Origin of the sequence: Cystobacter fuscus (assembly GCF_002305875.1) — a bacterium.
Lineage (GTDB): Bacteria > Myxococcota > Myxococcia > Myxococcales > Myxococcaceae > Cystobacter > Cystobacter fuscus_A.
On record NZ_CP022098.1, the window covers coordinates 4,316,566 to 4,339,269 of the forward strand.

Sequence of the window (22,704 nt, forward strand, 5' to 3'; positions counted from 1 at the left end):
GAGGACTACTTCGCCGCTGCCTTGGCGCGGTTGACGGCCTTGGCGAGGCGCGAGATGCGGCGCGAGGCGGCGCGCTTGTGGATGACGCCCTTGGAGGAGGCCTTGTTGATGCGGCTCGCGGCCGACTTGAAGGCCTCCGCGGCCTTCCCGGCATCCGGGGAGGCGAGGGTGTCGCGCAGGTTCTTCACGGCATCCTTCACCGTGGTGCGCACGTTGACATTGCGGGCGCGGCGCTTCTGCGCCTGGCGGTTACGCTTCTCTGCAGACTTGGTGTTGGCCAAGGTGATCTCCAGCGTACTTCTGTGGAAAGAGGCGCCGTACCTACTTCGGCGCCTCCCCCACCGTCAAGGTTTGCGTGCTTCCGACCGTGATCCAGGCGTCTGGACGCCTTCCCTTCAACGGTCTCCGACCGCGTACTCCCACCGCAGCCCGGAGGGATCCCGGAAGCTCAACCGGCTCGAGCCCCCCTCCGCTTCCAGCGTTCCTCCCGCGGACATGCCTTCCAGGAGGGCGCGCAACCGCTGCACCGCGGCGGCCGAGGGCGCCGCGAAGGTGAGCAGGGCCGGCGAGGGAGCGGCCGGGCCAGCCACGAAGGTGAGCCGGTACAGGCCATCCCCGTAGACGGCCTCCTCGGGGCCCGCCCGCTCGGCGCTCCAGCCCAGCAGGGGAGCCACCCGGTCCCAGAAGGCGCGCTGGGCGGGGAGATCCACCACGGGCAGGCGCAGCGCGATCAGGGGCGCTCGGGGAACCCGGGTGGGGGGCGGCAGGGCCTTCTCCCGGGCCTTGGCCGCCTGCCAGTGTCGTTCCATGTGCGCCAAGGTGGCCTCTCCGAGGGGAACGGCCTCGGTGCGCAACGCGGACTCGATGTGTTGGAAGCGCGCGGTGAAGCGGCGGATGGCCATGCGCAGCGCGTCCTCGGCCGGGGTGTGGAGGAAGCGCGCGAGGTTGGCGAGCGCCAGCAGGACGTCACCCAGCTCGTGCTCCAGCTCGTCCCGGTTGCCCGAGGCGATGGCTTCGTCCAGCTCGCCCAGCTCCTCCTGGAGCTTGGCGCGCACGTGGTGCAGGTCCGGCCAGTCGAAGCCGATGCGGCTGGCCTTCTCCGTGAGGCGCTCGGCGCGCAGCAGGGCCGGGGCCCGCGTGGGCACCCCGTCGAGCACCGAGCCCTCCTGGCCCGTCTTCTTCTTGCGCTCCTGCGCCTTGAGCTTCGCCCAGTCGGCCATCGGCTGGGGGGTGCCATCCGCCTGCTTCTCGCCGAAGACGTGCGGGTGGCGCTGGGTGAGCTTGTCGCTGATGGAGGCGGACACGTCCGCCAACGTGAACTCGCCCAGCTCCTCGGCGAGCCGGGCATGGAAGACGATCTGGAAGAGCAGATCCCCCAGCTCCTCGCACAGCGGACGCCAGGGCCCCCCGTCGGCGACGCGATCCATCTCGTCGAGGACCTCGAACGCCTCCTCACTGAGGTAGGGGCGCAGTGAACGCAGGTCCTGCTCCCGGTCCCACGGACAACCATCCGCCGAGCGCAGACGTGCCACGATTCCCGCCAACCTCTCCAATTGCTCCCCTGCTGCACTCATGGCTCTTCCTCCTCTTCTCTCCGAGCGTGGGGCCCGGCGCCAACACGGGAATTCCCGGTGGCGGGGCGCGACAACTTTCGTGGGACAGGGGGGTCGCCTATCATCGGCCCACCGAATGTCGCACCCCTCTTTCTCGTTGCGCTTTCTTCCGCTGCTGCTGTGCCTCGCCTCGTGGATGCCCGCGAGGCCGGCGCATGCGCAGCAATATCAGGATCCCTCCATGCTGGAGCCAGAGGAGATGGCGATGCCATCCGATTCGGACTCCGAGGATGACGAGGAGGGGACCGCGGCCCGGGGTCGCGGCAAGAAGGGCAAGGGCCGCAAGGGCCAGGAGGACGAGGCGCAGGACGACGCGGCGAGTGCCGCGGGCCAGGACGCGGGAGTGGTCGTGGCCCCGGCGCCCGCGGCTCCAGCCGCCCCCGTGCCCGGGCCGGTCGCGCGGCCACCTCCGGCGCCCATCCTCACGCCGCGCATCTCCGATGCGGACCTCCAGGCCGCCTGGGTCAAATGGCGCGACGCGGTGGCGGCGCTGGACAGCGAGGCGGCGCGCGCGGCCCAGCAGGAACTGGTGACGCTCCGGGAAGACGTGGCGGCCCTGGATCTGGAGTCCTTCAGCGTCGGCTTCATCCGGGCGGCGGAGGGACGGCGCAAGGCGCACGACGAGGCGGGGGCGCTGCGACTCGTGGAAAACGCCGCGACGCTCTCTCCGAACCTTCCCTACGCGCGCCTGGCACTCGCCCAGGCCTATGCCGAGCGCTCGCCCGAGGCCGTGGGCAAGTACTCGCGCGAGCTCCGGGCCGCGCTCGAGTTGATGCTGAGGGATCCCCGCTACCGCCGCCCGGTGCTGGCGGATTTCGGGACGGTGGTGCTGCTGGCGCTGCTGGCCACGGCGATGGTGGTGGTGGGCGTGCTCTTCGTGCGGCGCGCGCGCTTCCTGCTCCACGACTTCCACCACCTCTTTCCCCGTGCCTCGGCCCACTGGCAGTCCACGGCGCTCGCGGTGCTGCTGCTCTTCGGCACGCCCCTGGCCCTGCGCTGGGGCGTCGTGCCCACGCTGTTGCTGCTGCTGGGCTCCGTGTCGTTCTACCTGGCGCGCTCGGAGCGGGTGGTGGCCACGTTGCTGCTCGTCCTGTCGGCGCTCGTCCCCCTCGCGGCGGGCAAGCTCGCCCAGTCCTCGGTCTTCGCGGGGACGGTGGCCGAGGACGTCTACGTGCTTGAGCACGGCGGAATCGACGCGGAGCCCGTGGCCCAGCGCGTGCGCGCGCGCCACGAGAAGAAGCAGGCCAGCTTCGCCGAGCTCTTCGCGCTCGGCCGGTTCGAGGCGCGCCGGGGCCAGCTGCCGGAAGCCATCACCCACTACAAGGCGGCCATGGCGCTGCGTGCCGGGCACGCGCCGTTGATGACCAACCTGGGCAACGCCTTGCTGGCCACGGGCGACATGGACGGCGCGGCGCGGCTCTACACCCAGGCCCTGTCGGCGGACCCGGGGCTGGCCGCGCCCGCCTTCAACCTGGCCGAGGTCTACCGCCGCCGTGCCGCCGTGGCGCCGGACTCGGAGATCAGCGCCCAGAACCAGAAGGCGCGTGACGCGCTCGAGACCGCGGGCCGTCTGGATCGCGAGCTGCTGATGTGGGAGCGGCCGCCGGATGATCGGCTGACGATGAACCGCCTGCTGCTCGCGCCCGTGCTGCCCCTGACGGACCTGCCGGTCGTCGAGGACACGGCCCTGGCCTCGCGCGTGGAGGCCCAGCTGTCGAGCCGGTTGCTCGGAGGCGGCTCGGGCATCTCCGCCTGGGGTCCGCTCGTGCTCGGGGCGCTGCTCGTCGGCATGCTCGGCTTCGCCCGAGGCGTCTTCAAGCCGTCCCACGATTGCGAGAAGTGTGGCCGTCCGGTGTGCCGGCGCTGTGACAAGGAGCTGGGCGTGGCCAGCAAGCTGTGCGCCCAGTGCGTCAACGTCTTCTCGCGCAAGATCGTGGTGGAGGCGCGCGTCCGGGCCCGCAAGCACATCGAGATCGAGCGCAACCGCCAGTGGGCGAGTGGCGTGTCCTACGTCTTCGGCGGCCTGGTGTCGGGCGCGGGCCATCTCTTCAACGGGCTGGCGGTGCGCGGCACGCTCTACGCCTTCCTCTTCCTCTTCGGGGTGGCGGGGGTGCTGTTGCGCTCCGGGGTGCTGCGCTCGCCCTATGGGGAGGTGCCGCTGTACCTCAAGCTCGCCCCCCTGTTGCTTCTCCTCATCCCCCTTCACCTGCTGTCGCTGCGCGGGCTGTACCGCCGCCAGAACGAGTAGACCGGAACGACGATGGCGCTCACGGGAACCCTCAAGGACTTCGGCATCGCGGACATCCTGCAGCTCATCGGGCAGCAGCAGAAGACCGGGGTGCTCTACCTCAAGAGCAAGGATCAGGACGTCCAGGTCTTCATCCGGGACGGCAACATCGTGCGTGCCGAGAGCGTCACGCGCAAGAAGAAGGACCTGCTGGGCAACATGCTGGTGAGCGCCGAGCTCATCACGCCCCAGCAGCTCGAGAGCGCGCTGGAGATCCAGAAGCGCACCCTCAAGCGGCTCGGGGACGTGCTCACCTCCACGGGCGCCATCTCCGCGGAGAAGCTCAAGCAGATGATGCGGCTGCAGGTGACGGAGTCGCTCTACGGCCTCTTCTCCTGGAAGGCGGGCGACTACGAGTTCAAGCAGGAGGAGAGCGTCCAGGTGGACGCGGACGATCTCGCGCCGCTGCGCGCCGAGAGCGTGCTCATGGAAGGCTTCCGGATGGTGGATGAGTGGCCCCACCTGCGCAAGAAGCTCTCCAACGAGGCCACCACCTTCGAGAAGCTCAAGGAGCTGCCGCCGCAGAAGGCCCAGGAGAAGGAGGACGACTTCGACGCGTCCTTCGACGATGCCTTCTCCGAGGAGAAGAAGGACGAGAACAAGGGCGAGTTCAAGTCCATTGGCAGCACCGAGCGCCGCGTGTACAGCCTCATCGGCCCGGGGCGCGACGTGCGCAAGCTGGTGGATCTCAGCTGCCTGGGCGAGTTCGAGACCTGGAAGGCCCTCGTCAACCTGCTCAACCTCGACTACATCCGGGCCCTGCCGCCCTCGGGCCTCTCGAGCCTGTCGTCGTCCGCGCGCGGTGGGGATCTGCTCGTGCGGCTGGGCGGCATGCTGGCGCGCGCCGCGGTCACCCTCCTGGTGATCGCCGCGCTGGGCTTCGTCGCCTCGCGGCTGCGGCCGGACACGTGGGACTTGCAGGGCTCGTCGGCCTCCTCGTACTCGGACCCGGCCGCCCAGCGTCTGGTGTCTCGTGCCCAACAGGTCCGAATCGAGGCCGCGCTGGAGGTGTTCCGCCTCGAAAAGGGCAACCTCCCCGAACGGTTGGACTCCCTGGTGGAGGTGGGTCTGCTGCGAAACGAAGACCTGCGCTACCCGTGGAGGGATGATTACTATTACCGTCGTACGTCGGACCGGCAGTTCATCCTCCTGCCCCCCTTGCGCTAGGTGGGCTGCTCGCTGGTGAGCGACACCGGAGGCTGGAAGTCGTTATCGAGGCCGTTACTGAAGTGAGGTTGAAAGCCGAGACCCCGCACTCATGGGATGGGATGAATTGCGAAACCCCGCCACTGTAGAGGCCCAAGAAGTCAGCCCCACCTCCGCCAAGGTGGATGTCCGCGACAACGCGACGACCCTGGCGCTGTGTGGCAACCAGAACGAGAACCTCAAGCTCATGGAGCGCCGCCTCGGTGTCCGCGTGGGACAGCGGGGGACGGAACTGCACCTGTCGGGACCCGCGGATGCCGTGGCCTTCACGGTGAAGCTGGTGGAGAGCCTCGAGGGGATGATCCGGGCGGGCCGTGCCATCTACCGCGAGGACGTGGAGCAGGCCATCAAGGTGTTGGGTCGCGGAGGCGTCGAGTCGCTCCAGGACGTGATGATGGGGCCCGTGCTCAAGAGCTCGGGCAACAGGCAGATCGCTCCCAAGAGCCTCGCGCAGAAGCGCTACGTGGACGCCATCCGCGCCAACGACATCGTCTTCGGCATCGGCCCCGCGGGCACGGGCAAGACGTACCTGGCCATGGCCATGGCGGTCTCCTATCTGCTCGACAGGAAGGTCAAGCGCATCGTCCTGGCGCGTCCGGCGGTGGAAGCCGGTGAGAAGCTGGGCTTTCTGCCCGGGGACCTGGCCGAGAAGGTCAATCCCTACCTGCGCCCGCTCTACGACGCGCTCCACGACATGATGCCCATCGAGCGCGCCACGAGCTTCATCGAGCAGGGGGTGGTGGAAGTGGCGCCGCTGGCCTTCATGCGCGGCCGCACGCTCAACGACTCCTTCGTCATCCTCGACGAGGCGCAGAACACCACCGTCGAGCAGATGAAGATGTTCCTCACGCGCCTGGGCTACAACAGCAAGGCGGTCATCACCGGTGACGTGACGCAGGTGGACCTGCCGGTGGGACGGATGAGCGGCCTGCACCACGCGCGCTCCATCCTGCGCAACATCGAGGGCCTGTGCATCACCGAGTTCACCGAGGTGGACGTGGTGCGCCACCCGCTGGTGCAGGAGGTGATCCGCGCCTACGATCGCTTCGATGCCGCCCAGCAGGCCGCCAAGGCGCTCAAGCAGGCCGAGCAGGCCGCCGAGGCCCCGGTGCCCGCCTCCAGCGACGAGCCGCCCGGCGCGTGAACTCGCTGGTCGAGTGGTGGGGCGGGGGAGCGATTGGCAGGCAACACGCCGCCTCCCGCCTTGCTTGAAGTCTCCGTCCCGCCTCTCATAGGTTGATGACCGCCATGGCCGAACCGGAATCGCCGCCCCCCGGACCCAGTCCGCTGGACGCCTTGTCGCGCCGTTTCCGGCTCGGCCCCCAATGGGGCCGGCGCCTGACGAACCTGCTGTTGCTGGGGGTGGTGTCGGTCGCGGCCGGCTTCGTCATCTCCCCGGGCCTCTACAGCCAGCAGATCCCCGCCCTCACCGAGGAGAACCTGGGCCGGCCCTTCCGGACCAACGCGCCGGCGGGGTTCAAGGCCGGGCGGGACTACGACATCCTCCACGGGGCGATGACCGAGAAGCGGCGCCAGGAGGCCCGCGCCGCGGTGCGCCCGGTGTACGACCTGAGCCCGGGGGTGGCGCCGGAGCTGCGCACCGCCGTGAGCGGCGCCTTCTCGGACATGCGTCGGCGCCTGGCGGAGAAGGAAGCCGCCGCGCCGCCCGTGCCCGCGGAGGCCACCGAGACGCGCAAGCCGCGCAAGGCGCCCGCGCCGACGGTGGAGGAGCGCGAGCGTCAGCGCCTGGAGCTGGAGGCGATGCGCGAGGGCTTCCTGGTGTTGCTCTTCGGGCGCCGGGACGCGGAGATCGACGCGGACGACTTCCAGGCGCTCAACGCGGGGCGCTTCTCTCCGCTCCTGGAGGCGGCCACGCTGTCGCTCGTGGAGCGGGCCTACGGCTTCTCCGAGCCCCTGCCGGTGTACATCGCCCCGGCGCGCGAGGAGCTCGCGCGCGAGGGTGCCCAGGGCATCACCGTGAGGGACTTGCGCCACAATGGCGAGCAGACCCTGGCGATCACGGCGCCCACCGTGGTGGACCTGCGCGAGACCTATACGGAGCTGGAGCGTTTCGCCTCCGTTCCGGGCAACCTCCTGCCGGACGCCCCCGTCGTGCAGCGCCGGGCGGTGTTGCGGCTGGCCAAGCGGCTGGTGCGGCCCAACCTCACCATCAACCTGGCGGAGACGGACGCCCGGCGGCGCCTGGCGGCGGCGGCGGTGAAGGACGCCGTCATCTCCATCAAGAAGGGCCAGCGCGTCATCGGCGACGGGGAGCTGGTCAACGAGACGCACCTGGTGGCCATCCGGGGCATGCGCGCGCAGACGGACCGGTTGGATCTGCTGCAGTTGCAGGTGGGAGGCACGGGCCTGGTGGCGCTGCTCATCTCCGCCACGTACCTCTTCTGCCGGGCGGCCTTCCGGCGCTTCCGGCCCACGCGCAAGGACGCGCTGCTCCTGGGGCTGCTGCTGGTGTCGATGCTGGGTCTGGCGCAGATCTGGGTGTCCATCGCGGACGCGGTGCAGGACCGCTACGCGGCACTGCCCCTGGAGGCCTTCTACTACGCCTTCCCCGTGGCGGCCGGAGCCATGCTGGTGCGCTTCGTCCTGTCGGAGGAAATGGCGCTCTTCTTCGCCATCGTGCTCGCGTGCCTGTGCGGCGTGATGCTGGGCAACTCGTTGTCCTTCGGCATCTACGCGCTGGTGGGGGCCCTGGTGGCGGCCGACCGCATCACCCGCGCCAAGGATCGGGTGGGCATCTTCAAGGCGGGCCTCATCACCGGCGTGGCCAACCTGCTCGGGGTCCTCTTCCTCTTCCTGGCCGAGGGCAAGGGGCTCACCCCCGACACCCTCCTCACCGCGGTGTTCGCCTTCCTGGGCACGACGCTGGGCGTGCCGGTGGTGGTGCTGGCGCTCACGCCGCTCATCGAGTCCGTGTTCGGCTACGCGTCGGACCTGAAGCTGCTGGAGCTGGCCAACCTCAACCACCCCGCGCTCAAGGAGCTCATCGTCCAGGCGCCGGGCACCTACCACCACTCCATCATCATCGGCACGCTGGTGGAGAACGCCGCGGAGGACATCGGCGCCAATCCGCTGCTGGCGCGCTCGTGCGCCTACTACCACGACATCGGCAAGGGCCGGAATTCGCTCTACTTCGGGGAGAACCAGAAGGGGGACAACCGGCACGATGGGCTCGCCCCGGCGATGAGCGCCGTCATCATCAAGCGCCACGTCACCGAGGGGCTGGAGATGGCGCGCCAGTACCGGCTGCCCAAGCTGGTGGCGGACGCCATTCCCCAGCACCACGGCACCCGGCTGGTGGGCTACTTCTACCACAAGGCCCTCAAGGAGCAGGAGGGCAAGGAAGGCGCGCCTCCGCTCGACGAGAGCATCTTCCGCTACCCGGGTCCCAAGCCCCAGTTCCGCGAGGCCGCCCTGGTGATGATCGCCGACGCGGTCGAGGCCTCCACGCGCTCGCTGCCGGAGCCCACCTCGGCGCGGCTGCAAGCGCAGGTGCAGAAGATGATCAACCTCATCTTCTCCGAGGGGCAGTTGGATGAGTGCGATCTGACACTTCGGGATTTGAACCTCATCTCGCAGTCCTTCCTGCACACGCTCGAGGGCATCTATCATGCGCGTCCCGAGTATCCGGCCGGTGCACTGCAGGCGGGCCCCAAGGGCTCGCTGATGGTGGCGCCGGCGGCGAAGCAGGATGGCAAGGCGCGTCCGGTGGGTACGGGCACCTGATGCGCGTGGCGGGAGGAGGGCGAACGTGAAGCTGCGCAAGGGGAAGGTGATTCCCCGCGACGATGGGAAGCGCATCGAGGAGTTCGTGGGCGCGGCGACGACGGGCACCGACTCGGTGTCGGTGGCGCGCATGCTGGCGCCGCCGGGCTGGAGCGAGCCGGCGCAGAAGCCCGAGTTCGACGAGGTGGTCATCGTCCTCAAGGGCGAGCTGACGCTCGTGGTGGACGGCCGGCGCCAGCTCATCGAGCAAGGGGAGATGGGCCTGGTGCCCCGGGGCCGCCGGGTGGTGTACCGCAACGATGGGCAGGGCGCGTGCGACTACTATTCGGTGTGCGCACCGGCCTTCCGGGTGGAGCTGGCGAACATCGAGCAGGCCGAGGAGGAGCCCCAGGAGAACCGGGTGACGGTGCAGGTGGCGCATCCCCAGGGCAAGCGCTTCTCCAAGCAGGTGACGGAGCTGGCCGAGACGTTCCTGGAGAAGCTGGAGCTGTCCGGGTGCGAGCTGTCCATCTCGCTGGTGGGCGACCATGCCATCCGCCGGCTCAACCGCACCTGGCGCAAGAAGGACAAGGCGACGGACGTGCTGAGCTTCCCCGCGGGCGAGGCCCCCAAGGGCACGCCCGGGCCGAGGCAGCTCGGCGACGTGGTCATCTCCCTGGACACGGCGAAGCTCCAGGCCCGGGAGTACGAGCGCACCCTCGAGCAGGAGGTGGCGCGCTACCTGGCGCACGGCCTCTTGCACCTGTTGGGGCACGACCACGAGCGGCCCAAGGACGCGCAGAAGATGGCGCGCGCCGAGGAGCGCCTGCTGGGCGCCAGCGGCATGGTGGGGGACGCGGTGGCCCCCCGGGCTCGCAAGCTCATGACGTGAGACGGACGGGTTGAGTCGGGCGGCGCGCGTGATAGGTAGGTGCGAATGTCCCGCCTCGCCTCATCGATGCTCTGTCTGCTCGGCCTGTTGCTGACCGCCCTTCCGGCGTCCGCGCAGGAGCTGCCTCCCTGGGGAACCGGGGAGAGCCGGGGGGAGGACTTGTCCGTCTATCTGGTCACCTTCGGGCCCGGCGACGACGTGCCGTCCTGGTTCGGCCACGGCTCGCTGGTGGTGGAGGACCAGAAGCTGCGCCAGTCGCGCCTCTACAACTACGGCATGTTCTCCTTCGACGAGCGCATGCTCCTGCGCTACGCGATGGGGCGGCTCGAGTTCTGGGTGGACGACGCGAACCCCGCGGCCGTGTTCCGCTTCTACCGCTCGATCAACCGGGACGTGCGGTTGCAGGAGTTGAACCTGGCGCCCGCGCAGAAGGTGGAGCTGGGACGGCTGCTGGCGGAGAACGTGCTGCCGCAGAACCGCAACTACCTCTACCACCACTACAACGACAACTGCGTGACGCGGCTGCGCGATGCGCTCGACAAGGTGCTGGGAGGTCAGCTGCACGCCGCGGCGAGCGGCCCCGGGCGGATGACGCTGCGCGATCACACGCGCCGCTACACGGCTGTGGGCCCGCCCATGAGCCTGCTGCTCGACTTCCTGATGAACGACGAGATCGACAAGCCCACCACGCGCTGGCAGGAGGCGTTCCTGCCCGACGAGCTGGAGCGGCAGGTGGCGGAGTTGCAGGTGCTGGGAGAGGACGGCCAGCGTCACCCCCTGGTGGCCCGGTCCTTCACCCTCTACGCGGCGCAGGGCCGTCCGGCCACGCCCGCGCAGCCGCCGAACTATGCCCCCGTCCTGCTGCTGCTGGGGCTCGTGCTGGGTGGCCTCGCGGTGGGGCTGGCCCTGTGGGAACGGCGCACGGGTGGGCGGGCGCCCCGCGTCCTGCTCGGCCTGCAGAACGTCCTGGTGGGCCTGGTGGTGGGGATTCCGGGACTCGCGCTGTTCATCATGTGGCTGGGCACGGACCACACGGTGACGTACCGCAACGAGAACCTGTTCCTGGCCAACCCGCTCACCGTGCTGGCGCTGCCCCTGGGCTTCCAGTGGATGCGCGGCTCGCCGCGGGCGCGCGAGAGGATGTGGCGGTTGTGGGTGGTGCTCGCGGCCCTGGGCGTGCTGGGGCTGGTGCTCAAGGCGCTGCCCCTGTTCGATCAAGACAACTGGCGCCTCATCGCGCTGCTCCTGCCCGTGTCGGTGGGCATGGCGGGTGCGATGACGCTGGGGCGCTCCGTGGTGGCGGTGCGACAGGCGTCCCCACCCCTGGCGCCCACCCTGAAGGCTTCTGGCAACTGACTGGTAGGAGGACACAACATGGCGAACGACTCGATGGAGAAAATCGGCGGGCTTCGCGAGCGTCTGATGGCGCTCAGGGGGCATCTTTGACCTCGATCGCAAGAGGTCTCGCATCGCGCTGATCGAGCGCGAATCCACGCTGCCCACGTTCTGGGACGACAACACCAAGGCCCAGGCGATGCTCAAGGAGAAGTCCACGCTGGAGGCGAGCGTGGGCTCCTTCGAGAAGGCGCTCCGGGGCCTGGACGACGCGCAGACGCTGCTGGAGCTGGCGGCGGAGATGAACGACCCGGCCAGCGCGCAGGAGGCCGAGGACTCGCTCGGCGCCGTCGAGGCGGACATCGCCAAGCTGGAGCTGGCGCGGATGCTCTCCGGCGAGCAGGACCGGTCGTACTGCTTCATGGACATCAACGCGGGCGCGGGTGGCACGGACTCCATGGACTGGGCCGCCATGCTCATGCGCATGTACACGCGCTACTGCGAGCAGCGCGGCTGGAAGGTGGAGATCAACGACTCGCAGGAGGGCGAGGAAGCCGGCTTCAAGAACGTCTCGCTGCGCATCGAGGGCGAGTACGCCTACGGCTACCTCAAGGCGGAGGTGGGGGTGCACCGGCTGGTGCGCATCAGCCCCTTCGACGCCAACGCGCGCCGGCAGACGGCGTTCGCCTCGGTGGACGTGTACCCGGAGGTGGATGACTCCATCCAGATCGACATCCCGGAGAAGGACATCGAGCTGAAGTTCATCCGGGGGGGCGGCGCGGGCGGTCAGAAGGTCAACAAGACCTCGTCCACGGCGCAGCTGCGCCACCTGCCCACCGGCATCATCATCACCTGCCAGACGGAGCGCTCGCAGTCGGCCAACAAGGACATGGCGTTCAAGATCCTCCGGGGCCGCCTCTACGAGCTGGAGATGAAGAAGCGCGAGGCGGAGCGGGACGCCGCCGAGGCGCAGAAGAAGGACATCTCCTTCGGCTCGCAGATCCGCTCGTACGTGCTGGCGCCCTATCGCATGGTGAAGGACCTGCGCACGGGCGTGGAAACGGGCAACGTGGACGCGGTGTTGGACGGAGAGCTGGAGTCGTTCGTCACCGCCCAGTTGATGGGGGTGAAGAACCCCAACCGCGCGGCCTCCGAGTAGCCCCTCGCCACCGGGCGGGGAACCTTTCCGCGGCCTCGTTGTCCAAGGCCGCGGGAAGCCAGGGGAGTGGGGTGGAGCCGTGCGCGGGACAGGCCGCGGGGAGGTCACTGGTGTCTGCGAGCGAAGTGCTCGGGAGTCAGGACGTGGAGACGCCGGAGCGCCTGTTGCTGGCGCGGCTGCGGCGTGGCGAGCCGGAGGCCTTCGAGGCCCTGGTGCGCGAGAACCAGGACCGGCTCTACGACTTCTGCGTGCGGATGCTCGCGGACCCGGAAGAGGCGTATGACGTGGTGCAGGAGGTCTTCGTGAGCGCCCACCAGCACCTGGCGCGCTTCCGGGAGGACTCCAAGCTGTCCACGTGGTTGTTCCGTATCGGAAAGAACCACTGTCTCAACCGGCTGAAGTACCTCAAGCGCCGGGGCCGGGGCCGCTCGGACGAGTACGGCGAGCAGAGCGAGGGCGCGCTGGCACGGGCGCTGGGCTCGCCCCCGGGGCCCGACGAGGCCCTGGAGGCCGCGCGCGAGCAGGCCCGGGTGCAGTGGGCCATCTCCCAGCTCGAGCCGGACGCGCGCATGCTGGTGGCGCTCCGGGACATCGAGGGCCTGTCGTACGAGGAAATCGTCGACATTACCGAGCTAGCGTTGGGAACCGTGAAAAGCCGGCTCCACCGGGCCCGGGAGAAGTTGGCGGATGTACTGGGGCGGCTTGAGGAATGAACGGTTTTCAGCGGAGACTTCGGGATATGCCAGCGCAGCTCAGCCATCGTGAAACCCGGGCCCTGTTCATCGCCTTCGCCGATGAGGAGCTTCCCGCCGACACGGCGCGTGAAGTGCGCTCCCACCTGGACACCTGTGGCGAGTGCCAGCAGGGGTGGCAGGCCTATTCGAGCACCGTGCTCCGGGTGCGTCAGGTGCCGCGGCACAAGGCGCCGCCGGCGCTGGCCTCGCAGGTGCTGGCGCGGGTGAAGCGCCAGCGCCGCTCTGGCCTGCGCGGGTTGCAACTGGCGCACGCGCACTACCGGCTGCCGGTGGAGGTGCTCATCCCCGTGCTGCTCGCGGCCGCGGTGGCGGCCTACCTGCTCGTGTCTTCTTCCTGAAAGAAGGGGCGGCTGCGTCCATTGATTGCGTCCCGGGGTGCGCTTGGCTAGCGTGCCGCGCCCTCACGGGATGCCCATGTCCGACACGCCAGAGAACAAGACCGCCGAAGTAGACCTTGGGTCCAAGGAGCAGGAAATCTACGCGCAGCGCCTCGACAAGGCGCGCAAGTGGAAGGACTCCGGCTTCAACCCCTACGGCAATGGGTACCGGCCCCAGCACCTGGCCGCCGACATCCTCGCCCGTCACGACAAGCAGTCCACCGAGGAGCTCGAGCAGGCCGGGCCGGTCGCCTACGACGTGGCGGGCCGCATCGTGGCCGTGCGCAGCTTCGGCAAGGCCGCCTTCGTGAAGCTGCGGGACCGCTCCGGGGAGATCCAGGCCCACCTGAAGAAGGACGCGCTCGGGGACGCCTACGAGCTGTTCAAGCTGTGCGACCTGGGCGACTTCGTGGCGGTGCAGGGCACGCTCTTCCGCTCGAAGACGGGCGAGCTGACCCTGTCGGCGACGAAGTTCCTGCCGCTCACCAAGTCCCTGCGCCCCCTGCCCGAGAAGTGGCATGGCCTGTCGGACGTGGAGACGCGCTACCGCCAGCGCTACCTGGACCTCGTGTCCAACCCCGAGGTCAAGCAGACCTTCCTCAAGCGCAACAAGCTCATCCGCTACATCCGCGAGTTCCTCGACGGGCGCGACTTCATCGAGGTGGAGACGCCGATGATGCACCCGCTGGTGTCCGGCGCGGCGGCGCGTCCGTTCACCACGCACCACAACGCGCTCGACATCGACCTGTACATGCGCATCGCGCCGGAGCTCTACCTCAAGCGTCTGGTGGTGGGCGGCATCGAGCGCGTGTACGAAATCAACCGCAACTTCCGCAACGAGGGCATCAGCACCCGGCACAACCCCGAGTTCACGATGCTGGAGTTCTACCAGGCCTACGCCACGTTCGAGGACCTGATGGACCTCACCGAGGAGATGCTCTCGGGGGCGGCCAAGGCGGTGACGGGGGACACGAAGGTCACCTACCAGGGCCACGTGCTGGACTTCGGCAAGGGCTGGAAGCGCATCCCCATGACGGAGGCGATCCGCGAGGCGGTGCCCTCCTTGAGCGACAAGGACATGGCGGATCCGGACCGGCTGCGGCACGAGCTGCTGTCCAAGGCCCAGGGCGAGGCGGATCGCCGCGCCATCCAGACCATGCACCACGGGGAGCTGGTGGGCGCGCTCTTCGAGCACCACGTGGAGACCACCCTGGTGCACCCCACCTTCATCACCCAGTACCCCACGGCGGTCAGCCCCCTGGCACGCCGCAATGATCAGAACCCGGACTTCACCGATCGCTTCGAGCTGTTCGTCGCGGGCCGGGAGATCGGCAACGCCTTCTCCGAGCTCAACGATCCCATCGACCAGAAGGAACGCTTCCTCTCCCAACTGGAGGCCAAGCAGCGCGGTCAGCAGGAGACGATGGACTACGACGAGGACTACATCCGCGCACTCGAGCACGGCATGCCGCCCACGGCGGGCGAGGGCATCGGGATTGATCGCGTCGCCATGTTGTTCACCGACGCGCCGTCGATCCGCGACGTCATTCTCTTCCCCCTCCTCAAGCCGCTTGCGAAGTAGGCAGGAATCCCCGTGAACGCCGAACGGCAGACCGTCTACCGCTGGAGCCTCATCTGGAGTGGCGTCCTCGTGGCGCTCGTGGGCGTCGTGCTGCTCGGCGTGGCCATTGGCCGCGTGGATGCGTGGGCGCGGGTCGCCTCGGTGCTGGGACTGTCCGCCCTGGGCTGGGGTGGGCTCGTGCAGACGATCAACGCGGTCGGCCTGGTGGCGGTGCAGTCCGCCGTGCCGTCCTCGGTGGGCCTCGTGGGCACCGAGTACCTCGTCATCGGGTCCGCCGCGTGGATCGTGGGCTGGGTCCTCATCGCCAGTGGCATCCGCCGGGCTCCGGAGTCCACCGAGGGGCCCAGTCCGGCCGCGGGCGCGGTGCTCTATCCCCGGCTCGCGCAGTACCGGGACTTCTACTGGAGCACGCTGGGCGCCTACGGCGGCGGCATGCTGCTGGCGGAGCTGGTGCTCATCCTCTTGCAGACGTTCCTGTCGAGCGGAGGAGGCGCGAGCGGAGGAGGGCAGGGGGGTCTGGCGCCGCCGATCGCCTTCGCGGTGTCGCTCATCGTCGCCTCGCTCGTCGCCTTCGCGTGCGGCTTCGTGGGGGCCGCGCGGGCGCGGCGGCTGGCCATGCCCGAGGCCACCATCGGGGTCATCTACCTCGGCCTGCCCGTGCCCATCGGCCTGACGCTGATGGAGCAGTTGCCGGACCTCCAGGTGACCCTGGGCTACCGGCTGCGCGAAGTGACGTACGTGGCGGACATGCTCGGCCGCCCGGTGGTGGGCTACTGGCTGGTGTTCTCGCTGCTGGTGCTCATGCTGGTGCTGGGCATCAACACGGGCTTCATCGCCGCGGGCAGTGGGCGCATGGACCTGCGGCTGGGCTTCGAGCTGTTCGTCGCCCGGCGCCACGTGGGGGTCTTCCGCCCCACGCTCGTGTTCGGCACGCTGGCGGTGCTCCTGTTCGGCATCGTTCCGCCGCTCATCATCTACGGCATCATCCGCGCCGTGGAGGCGGCCGTGGAGCGCACGCGCATCCGCGAACTGGGCCTGAAGGATCCGCTCGCCGCCGCCTCCGCGCTCAACCGCCTGAAGCTGCGCGAGCAGTCGCCCACCATGATGATGACGGCGCTCTCGGTGGGCGGCGTGGGCGTGGGCGTGATGGCGCTCATCATCGTCCTGTCGGTGATGAGCGGCTTCGAGGAGGACCTGCAGAACAAGATCCTCGGGGCGCACTCACACGTGGTGGTGTCGAAGTACGCGGGCCACCTGTCCGAGTACAAGCGGCTGATGGAGCAGATCGCCAAGGTGCCCGGCGTGGCGGGCCAGACGCCCTCCATCGACAACCCGGTGATGGTGCTCGCCGAGGACGAGGTGCAGGGCATCGTCCTCAAGGGGATTGATCCGGAGACGGTGGGCTCGGTGCTGGATCTGCGCCGGAACATGCTGCCCGGGGGCGAGCTGGACAACCTGGAGACCCCCGAGAAGATCGTCCCCCGGCGCTCGCTGGGCCTGGGCTCGAAGCCCTCCGCCCAGGACGAGGAGGACGAGGAGATCGATCCCATCATCGGGAAGACGACCCGGAGCAGCGAGCAGAAGGTGCTGCCGGGCATCATCCTCGGCCGGGAGCTGGCCACCATCCTGCGCGTGGTGGTGGGAGACCGGGTGAACGTCATCTCGCCCCAGGGCGCGGAGCTGGGCCCCGCGGGACTCATCCCCAAGAGCCGCGCCTTCCGCGTGGCGGGCATCTTCTACTCGGGCATGTACGAGTACGACGCCAAGTTCGCCTACATCCTCCTGGCCGAGGCCCAGAAGCTCTTCAACACCACGGGGCCCACGGGCATCGAGCTGAAGGTGATGGACGTGGACGACGCGCGGCGCATCGCCACGCAGGTGTCGCGCGAGCTGGGCGGCTACCCCTACCGCGCCCGGGACTGGGGGGAGATCCACCGCAACATCTTCTCCGCGCTCCGGTTGGAGAAGCTGGTGATGGGCATCATCCTGTCCATCATCATCATCGTGGCCGCGGGCCTCATCGTGGCCACGGTCATCATGCTCGTGCTGGAGAAGCGCAAGGAGATCTCCGTGCTCAAGGCCCTGGGCGTCTCCGACGGCGGCATCGTGAAGATCTTCCTCGCCGAGGGTCTCCAGATTGGCGTGGCCGGAGGCCTGCTGGGGCTCTTCTCGGGGCTCGCGTGGTGCTACTTCATCCTGAAGGTGGGCATCAAACTGGACCCGTCCGTCTATTACATCCCCAACCTGCCGGTGAAGATCGAGCCGGTGCAGACGGCGCTCGCGGTGGTCATCGCGGTGCTGGTCACCTACCTGGCGTCCATCTATCCCGCGCTCAAGGCGAGCAGCGTGGAGCCGGTGGAAGGCCTCAAGGCGGAGTGAGGACGATGGCACTGCTCTCCATCCGCGACGTCTTCAAGAGCTACTTCCTGCACGGCAAGCGCATCGACGTGCTGCGCGGGGTCTCCCTGGACATCGACAAGGGGGAGATGGTGAGCCTCATCGGTGCGTCCGGGGCGGGCAAGAGCACGTTCCTGCACGTGCTGGGCACGCTGGACATGCCCGCCGCGGGCGAGCTGCTCTTCGAGGGCAGGAGCGTCTTCGCCATGAACGACGCGGAGATCGCCGACTTCCGCAACCGCACCATCGGCTTCGTCTTCCAGAGCCACTACCTGCTGCCCGAGTTCACCGCGTTGGAGAACGTGGCCATGCCGGCGCTCATCCAGCGCCGGGAGCGGGCGCCCACCTATGCCTACGCGCGGGAGTTGCTCGAGCGGGTGGGCCTGGGCTCCCGGGTGGATCATCGGCCCGGGGAGCTGTCCGGAGGTGAGGCGCAGCGCGTGGCCCTGGCGCGCGCCCTGGTGCTCAAGCCGGCGGTGCTGCTCGCCGACGAGCCCACGGGCAACCTGGATCCCGCCACGGGCGAGGGCATCCACCAGCTCCTGCGCGAGGTGAACCGGGAGCTGGGCATCACCGCCGTGGTGGTGACCCACAACGAGACCCTGGCGCGCTCCATGCCCCGGCGTCTGCGGCTGATGGCCGGCCAGGTAACCGAGGCATGAGGCCTTGCGGAAACCCCCCTCCGGCTCTTTCTCGTTGAGACCCGCTGATTTCCTCCCATAGATTGCCCCGCCCTTTACCGGCCGATCGCTCTTGAGGCTCCCCGTTCTTCCGCTCAGGTTCCTTGTTCCTCTCCTCGTCGCCGCATGGACGGTGATGCCCGGTCGCGTGCTCGCGCAGACGAACACGGATGCGCCTCCCGCGACCTCCGCCCCCCGAAGCGCCGATGCGCCGCTCGATCCCGATCGGCAGGTGCGCGAGGACGAGGTCACCGACATCCGCGTCGAGGGCAACCGCCGCGTCGAGGCCGAGGCCATCCGCCGTACCCTGCGCACCCAGGTGGGCACGGATCTCGACACGTCCCGCAGCGCCGAGGATCTCCGGGCCGTCTGGGCGCTCGGCTACTTCAGTGACGTGCAGTTGCTCGTGCAGCGCCTGCCCGCCGGCGGCGTCATCTACGTGGTGCGCGTGCAGGAGCGCCCGTCCATCCGCTCGGTGAAGCTCGCCGGCAACGAGGAGATCAGCCAGGACGACCTCAAGGAGTCCATCGAGGTCAAGCCCCTCACCATCCTGGACATGGACACGGTGCGCAGCACCCAGAAGAAGATCCAGGAGAAGTACATCGAGAAGGGCTACTTCCTGGCCGAGGTGTCCCACAAGATCGAGCCCGTGGCGGGTGGCCAGGTCGACGTGGTCTTCACCGTCGACGAGAACTCGAAGGTGCTGGTGAAGGACATCGTCATCCTGGGCGCGGAGAAGATCCCCGTCTCCCGGCTCAAGGACGTGATGCTCACCAAGCAGGGCGGCTACCTGTCGTTCCTCACGAGCGAGGGCACCTACCGCGAGGAGGTCTTCCAGCGCGACCTGCAGGTCATCCAGGCCACCTACTACGACGAGGGCTTCATCAACGTCCGGGTGGACAAGCCCAACGTGTCGCTGTCGGCCGACAAGCGCGACATCTACATCACCCTCCGGGTGACCGAGGGCGAGCGCTACGACATCGGGAAGATCGACTTCTCCGGCGACCTGGTGGTGCCCAAGGAGGAGCTGGCGCGCCTGATGAGCACCAACTCCGGCGAGCACTTCAGCCGCTCGAAGCTCGGCACGGACATCCAGGCCATCACGGACGTCTACTACGACCGGGGCTACGCCTACGCCAACATCAACCCCGTCACCAACATCAACGCCGACCAGCGCACGGTGGACCTGACCTTCGACGTGCAGCAGGGTCCCCAGGTCACCATCGAGCGCATCGAGGTGATGGGCAACACCAAGACGCGCGACAAGGTCATCCGCCGCGAGCTGCGCGTCTACGAGGGCGAGCTGTACAGCGGCACCGGCGTGCGCCGCAGCAAGGAGCGCGTGACGGCGCTCGGCTTCTTCGAGACGGTGGAGGTCAACCAGAAGCCCGGCTCGCGCAGGGACTCCATCGTCCTGACGGTGGAGGTGAAGGAGAAGGCGACCGGCACCTTCCAGGTGGGTCTGGGCTTCTCCAACGTGGAGGACTTCATCTTCACGGCCCAGGTGTCGCAGAACAACTTCCTCGGCTGGGGCCAGAGCGTGTCCGCCTCGGCGCAGATCTCCAGCCTGCGCTCGCTCGTGCAGCTGTCGTTCTTCGACCCGTACTTCCTGGACACCAACTACATCTTCTCCGCGGACTTCTTCCGGGTGGAGTCCAACTACGTCGACTTCGACCGCCGCTCCACGGGTGGCAACATCGGCCTGGGCTACCAGGTGCTCGAGGACCTGCTCGTCAACGTGGGCTACTCGCAGGAGCACGTGAGTGTCTCCGCCCTGTCGAGCATCGGCGGCGTGCTGCTGGCCAACCGCTTCCTCAGTGGCGTGACGAGCTCGGCGCGCCTGTCCGTCACCTACGACAAGCGCAACAACCGCCTCTTCCCCTCCCAGGGCTTCATCCACTACGGCTCGGTGGAGTACGCGCCGAGCTTCCTCGGCGGCTCGTTCCTCTTCGCGCGCTACAGCGCCTACTCGCGCCTGTACTTCCCGCTGCCCCTGGGCGCCGTTTTCAAGACCAACGCCACCGTGGGCTACATCCAGTCGCTGGACAACCAGCGGCCCCTGCCCATCTCCGAGCTCTACTACCTGGGCGGTATCAACTCGATGCGCGGCTACGCGCTGCGCACCATCAGCCCCTCGCTGCTCGCGCCCAACTCCGCCTCGCCCGACGCCACCATCCAGTCCATCAACGTGGGTGGCAACAAGCAGTTCATCCTCAACGTGGAACTGGAGTTCCCCATCTTCGAGAAGGCCGGCATCCGGGGCGTGGTCTTCTACGACGCGGGCAACGCCTACGCCTCCAACGAGCGGTTCTTCGAGGATAAGCAGGACAAGCTGCCCCTGGGCCTCTTCCACTCGGTGGGATTCGGCTTCCGGTGGTTCTCGCCGGTTGGTCCCTTGCGCTTCGAGTGGGGAATCCCGCTCACCAAGCGTCCGGATGATCAGCCCATCCTCTTCGAGTTTACGATCGGCAATTTCTTCTGATAGGTCGTCCGTCCGCCCTGTTCCCGGTCTTCCGGGACCGTTGAACAGGGGAACCGGGGGGACGTCGAACCTTCCAAACTTCCCCCGAGGAGCTGTCGCACATGTCGCTTCGAAGCAAACTGTCCGTCCTGGCCATTGCCGTGTCGCTCGCGGTCCCCACGCTGGCCGCCGCCGAAACCAAGATGGGCTATGTGGATTACCAGCGCGTCATGCTCGAGGTGGATGACGGCAAGGCCGCCAAGGCCCGTCTCCAGAAGTGGCTGGAGGCCCGTCAGAAGGAGATCGACGCCGAGCAGGAGTCCCTGCGCAAGGAGAAGGAGACCCTGGACAAGCAGGCGAGCGCGATGAGCGAGGAGACGCGCGTCCAGAAGGCCACCGACCTGCAGAAGAAGGTCTACGACCTGGCCCAGAAGTGGGAGAAGAGCCGCGGGGAGGCCGCCGAGCGCGAGCGCAAGGAGATGGAGCCGATCATCGCGAGGATCGACGACGTCATCAAGAACATCGCCGACCGCGAGGGCCTGGGCATGGTCTTCGAGAAGCGTGACTCCGGCCTGGTGTTCGCCCTGAGCCAGTATGACCTGACCAACGAGGTCATCCGCTCGTACAACAACGGCAAGGGCAAGGCGAAGGACGCCCCGGTCGCCAAGGACGCGCCCAAGAAGTAGGCACCGCTCTCTTCCGTGCATACGCCCAAGCCCCGCCGGCTCGGGGAGCTCGCCGCCCATGTGGGGGGCGAGCTGCTCGGTGACGCCGGCCTCGTGATTACCGGACTCAATGGGCTCGTCGAGGCGCTGCCTGGCGAGCTCTCCTTCTATGGCAATCCGCGCTACCGCCGGCAGTACGACGCCACCCGGGCGTCGGCCGTGCTGGTGGGCCGGGATGCCGAGCCACGCGAGCACGTCTCGCTGGTGCGTGTGTCCAACCCGCACCTGGCCTTCGCCCAGATTTCCCAGCTCTTCCACCCGCGGCCCACCTACGAGGCGGGCGTGCGGCCCGGCGCCCACGTGCACCCCGAGGCCAGCGTCCACCCGGACGCCACGGTGATGGCCGGGGCCACGGTGGACAAGGGCGCCCGGGTAGGCGCTGGCGCGGTGCTCTTCCCCGGCGCGTACGTGGGGGAGGCGGCGGTGGTGGGCGAGGACAGCGTGCTCTACCCCAACGTCACCGTGCGCGAGCACTGCCAGGTGGGCGCGCGCGTCATCCTCCACGCCTCGTGCGTGGTGGGGGCGGACGGCTTCGGCTTCGCCTTCAACCCCGAGGGCGCCCAGGGCCCCGAGCACTACAAGATTCCCCAGGCGGGCATCGTGCGCATCGAGGACGATGTCGAGGTGGGTGCCTGCACCACCATCGATCGGGCGACGATCGGCGAGACGGTCATCGGCCGCGGCACGAAGATCGACAACCTGGTGCAGATCGCCCACAACGTGAAGGTGGGCCCGCTGTCGCTGCTGTGCGCGCAGGCGGGCGTGTCCGGCTCGTCGGAGCTGGGCACGGGCGTGGTGCTGGCGGGGCAGGTGGGCGTGGTGGGCCACATCCGCGTGGGCGACATGGCCAAGGTCGGGGCCCAGTCGGGCGTGGCGCAGGACGTGGAAGATGGACAGGTGGTGAGCGGCACCCCGGCCATGCCCCATCGCGAGTGGTTGCGGACGTCGGCCGCGCTCGGCCAGTTGAGCGAGCTGCTCAAGGAAGTGCGCACCCTGCGGCGCAGGGTGGAGATGCTCGAGAAAAAGGAGAAGGGCGGATGATGGACATCCAGGAGATCCAGGCGCTGCTGCCCCACCGGTATCCGTTCCTCCTGGTGGACCGGGTGGTGGAAATCGTTCCTGGCCAGAAGATCGTGGCCTTCAAGAACGTCACCATGAACGAGCCCTTCTTCAACGGCCATTTCCCGGGCCACCCGGTGATGCCGGGCGTGCTCATCCTGGAGGCGCTCGCCCAGGCGTCGGCCATCCTCGCCTACAAGACGGAGAACATGGACCCCGCGCGGTCGGTCTCCTACTTGATGAGCGTGGACGGGGCGCGCTTCCGCAAGCCCGTGGTGCCCGGAGACCGGTTGCAGCTCAACGTCGAGGTGCTGCGTCACAAGGGCGCGGTGTGGAAGACGAAGGGAACGGCCACGGTTGACGGAGCGAAGGTGGCCGAGGGCGAGTTCCTCGCCACCGTCGTGGACAAGGACAAGAAGTCGGGCGGCTCCACCGCCGAGGCGTCCTGACAGG

Annotated in this window: 18 protein-coding genes; 16 read left to right on the forward strand and 2 right to left on the reverse strand. The window is 68.5% G+C overall.

The genetic code is table 11. The annotated features are described in order from the left end of the window. Positions 1–5: 5 nt before the first annotated feature. Together rpsT and mazG are read right to left on the reverse strand one after the other, a co-directional pair. Entirely contained in the window at positions 6–281 is a 276-nt protein-coding gene (gene rpsT, locus CYFUS_RS17765; RefSeq protein WP_095986307.1) for a 30S ribosomal protein S20, read from the reverse strand. A gap of 114 nt (positions 282–395) precedes the next feature. Next, a complete protein-coding gene (gene mazG / locus CYFUS_RS17770) occupies positions 396–1,574 on the reverse strand; it encodes a nucleoside triphosphate pyrophosphohydrolase (RefSeq protein ID WP_095986308.1) in 1,179 nt (392 codons plus the stop codon). 244 nt (positions 1,575–1,818) lie between these two features. Between mazG and CYFUS_RS17775 the strand changes: the two genes are divergently transcribed. The 16 genes from CYFUS_RS17775 (at position 1,819) to fabZ (ending at position 22,700) form a co-directional block, all read left to right on the forward strand. Continuing rightward, on the forward strand, positions 1,819–3,861 hold the full coding sequence (locus tag CYFUS_RS17775; RefSeq protein ID WP_232537632.1) for a tetratricopeptide repeat protein: 2,043 nt from the start codon (positions 1,819–1,821) through the stop codon (positions 3,859–3,861). 12 nt (positions 3,862–3,873) lie between these two features. Then, complete coding sequence (locus CYFUS_RS17780; protein WP_095986310.1) at positions 3,874–5,067, forward strand: DUF4388 domain-containing protein; 1,194 nt, start codon at positions 3,874–3,876, stop codon at positions 5,065–5,067. Between the two features lie 106 nt (positions 5,068–5,173). After that, on the forward strand, positions 5,174–6,250 hold the full coding sequence (locus tag CYFUS_RS17785) for a PhoH family protein (protein WP_095992079.1): 1,077 nt from the start codon (positions 5,174–5,176) through the stop codon (positions 6,248–6,250). A 104-nt stretch (positions 6,251–6,354) separates the two neighbouring features. Next, entirely contained in the window at positions 6,355–8,850 is a 2,496-nt protein-coding gene (locus CYFUS_RS17790) for an HD family phosphohydrolase (protein WP_095992080.1), read from the forward strand. Continuing rightward, on the forward strand, positions 8,816–9,721 hold the full coding sequence (gene ybeY, locus CYFUS_RS17795) for an rRNA maturation RNase YbeY (protein WP_198316610.1): 906 nt from the start codon (positions 8,816–8,818) through the stop codon (positions 9,719–9,721). The genes CYFUS_RS17790 and ybeY overlap by 35 nt, the downstream gene beginning before the upstream one ends. Positions 9,722–9,766: 45 nt before the next feature. Then, a complete protein-coding gene (locus CYFUS_RS17800) occupies positions 9,767–11,077 on the forward strand; it encodes a DUF4105 domain-containing protein (RefSeq protein WP_095986312.1) in 1,311 nt (436 codons plus the stop codon). 18 nt (positions 11,078–11,095) lie between these two features. Continuing rightward, positions 11,096–12,215, forward strand: a protein-coding gene (prfB, locus tag CYFUS_RS17805; RefSeq protein WP_232537633.1) for a peptide chain release factor 2 whose coding sequence is annotated in 2 segments (ribosomal slippage) — positions 11,096–11,164 and positions 11,166–12,215 — 1,119 coding nt in all. Because the reading frame shifts where the segments join, the coding sequence is not laid out codon by codon here. A gap of 110 nt (positions 12,216–12,325) precedes the next feature. Beyond that, positions 12,326–12,928: a sigma-70 family RNA polymerase sigma factor gene (locus tag CYFUS_RS17810; RefSeq protein ID WP_095986314.1), complete on the forward strand. Its 603-nt coding sequence runs from the start codon at positions 12,326–12,328 to the stop codon at positions 12,926–12,928. Between the two features lie 26 nt (positions 12,929–12,954). Then, positions 12,955–13,308: an anti-sigma factor family protein gene (locus tag CYFUS_RS17815; RefSeq protein ID WP_095986315.1), complete on the forward strand. Its 354-nt coding sequence runs from the start codon at positions 12,955–12,957 to the stop codon at positions 13,306–13,308. Between the two features lie 76 nt (positions 13,309–13,384). Continuing rightward, on the forward strand, positions 13,385–14,929 hold the full coding sequence (gene lysS / locus CYFUS_RS17820) for a lysine--tRNA ligase (protein WP_095986316.1): 1,545 nt from the start codon (positions 13,385–13,387) through the stop codon (positions 14,927–14,929). Between the two features lie 12 nt (positions 14,930–14,941). After that, on the forward strand, positions 14,942–17,308 hold the full coding sequence (locus CYFUS_RS17825; RefSeq protein ID WP_095986317.1) for an ABC transporter permease: 2,367 nt from the start codon (positions 14,942–14,944) through the stop codon (positions 17,306–17,308). A gap of 5 nt (positions 17,309–17,313) precedes the next feature. Beyond that, entirely contained in the window at positions 17,314–17,988 is a 675-nt protein-coding gene (locus CYFUS_RS17830) for an ABC transporter ATP-binding protein (RefSeq protein ID WP_095986318.1), read from the forward strand. 154 nt (positions 17,989–18,142) lie between these two features. Next, positions 18,143–20,488, forward strand: coding sequence for an outer membrane protein assembly factor BamA (bamA, locus tag CYFUS_RS17835; RefSeq protein ID WP_198316611.1), 2,346 nt, complete (start codon positions 18,143–18,145; stop codon positions 20,486–20,488). 101 nt (positions 20,489–20,589) lie between these two features. After that, a complete protein-coding gene (locus CYFUS_RS17840) occupies positions 20,590–21,153 on the forward strand; it encodes an OmpH family outer membrane protein (RefSeq protein WP_095986320.1) in 564 nt (187 codons plus the stop codon). A gap of 15 nt (positions 21,154–21,168) precedes the next feature. Next, the gene (gene lpxD / locus CYFUS_RS17845) at positions 21,169–22,233 is read left to right on the forward strand and encodes a UDP-3-O-(3-hydroxymyristoyl)glucosamine N-acyltransferase (protein WP_095986321.1); all 1,065 of its coding nucleotides are present in this window, start codon (positions 21,169–21,171) and stop codon (positions 22,231–22,233) included. Continuing rightward, entirely contained in the window at positions 22,230–22,700 is a 471-nt protein-coding gene (gene fabZ, locus CYFUS_RS17850; protein WP_002627547.1) for a 3-hydroxyacyl-ACP dehydratase FabZ, read from the forward strand. Before lpxD ends, fabZ begins: the two co-directional genes overlap by 4 nt. The last annotated feature ends 4 nt before the right edge of the window (positions 22,701–22,704 follow it).

Excerpts from the sequence above, each read along its gene's own strand:
- CYFUS_RS17775 (WP_232537632.1), top strand. The coding sequence starts at position 1,819 with ATGCCATCCGATTCGGACTCCGAGGATGACGAGGAGGGGACCGCGGCC.
- CYFUS_RS17815 (WP_095986315.1), top strand. The coding sequence starts at position 12,955 with ATGCCAGCGCAGCTCAGCCATCGTGAAACCCGGGCCCTGTTCATCGCC.
- fabZ (WP_002627547.1), top strand. The coding sequence starts at position 22,230 with ATGATGGACATCCAGGAGATCCAGGCGCTGCTGCCCCACCGGTATCCG.
- CYFUS_RS17830 (WP_095986318.1), top strand. The coding sequence starts at position 17,314 with ATGGCACTGCTCTCCATCCGCGACGTCTTCAAGAGCTACTTCCTGCAC.
- CYFUS_RS17840 (WP_095986320.1), top strand. The coding sequence starts at position 20,590 with ATGTCGCTTCGAAGCAAACTGTCCGTCCTGGCCATTGCCGTGTCGCTC.
- ybeY (WP_198316610.1), top strand. The coding sequence starts at position 8,816 with ATGGCAAGGCGCGTCCGGTGGGTACGGGCACCTGATGCGCGTGGCGGG.
- CYFUS_RS17800 (WP_095986312.1), top strand. The coding sequence starts at position 9,767 with ATGTCCCGCCTCGCCTCATCGATGCTCTGTCTGCTCGGCCTGTTGCTG.
- CYFUS_RS17780 (WP_095986310.1), top strand. The coding sequence starts at position 3,874 with ATGGCGCTCACGGGAACCCTCAAGGACTTCGGCATCGCGGACATCCTG.
- lysS (WP_095986316.1), top strand. The coding sequence starts at position 13,385 with ATGTCCGACACGCCAGAGAACAAGACCGCCGAAGTAGACCTTGGGTCC.
- bamA (WP_198316611.1), top strand. The coding sequence starts at position 18,143 with ATGCCCGGTCGCGTGCTCGCGCAGACGAACACGGATGCGCCTCCCGCG.
- CYFUS_RS17790 (WP_095992080.1), top strand. The coding sequence starts at position 6,355 with ATGGCCGAACCGGAATCGCCGCCCCCCGGACCCAGTCCGCTGGACGCC.
- mazG (WP_095986308.1), bottom strand. The coding sequence starts at position 1,574 with ATGAGTGCAGCAGGGGAGCAATTGGAGAGGTTGGCGGGAATCGTGGCA.